The sequence below is a fragment of the Belnapia sp. AC561 genome, from assembly GCF_979252845.1.
This window is the reverse complement of the sequence record NZ_CEEDBP010000276.1, coordinates 1-262: the sequence shown is the minus strand read 5'-3', so window position 1 is coordinate 262 and position 262 is coordinate 1. Positions and strand designations below refer to the sequence as shown.

The window sequence follows — 262 nt, the reverse complement described above, 5'->3', positions numbered from 1 at the left end:
GCCGATTGGCAGGCGTGGCAAGCGGTCGGCCAGTGGCGGTCCTTTGCCACGGCTGGCGGGCAACGGCAGAGCTATGACGTCTATGAAAGCGATGCCGACGGCGATGGCTACAACCTGAACGTCGGCGGCAGCTACCGACTTAATGATGCCTGGCGCGTTGGCCTGGCAGGCGGCTTTTACCAGCAAGACATGGAGGCCGGCGACGCCGATTCCGACTACGACCTGCGCAGCTACCTGGCCACCGGCTTTGCCCAGTATCAGC

Annotated in this window: 1 protein-coding gene; it reads left to right on the top strand. The window is 64.1% G+C overall.

From position 1 onward, the window contains the following. Positions 1 to 262: autotransporter domain-containing protein (locus AC0IW9_RS31075; RefSeq protein WP_471652153.1), on the top strand; the 262-nt coding region annotated here is incomplete at both ends.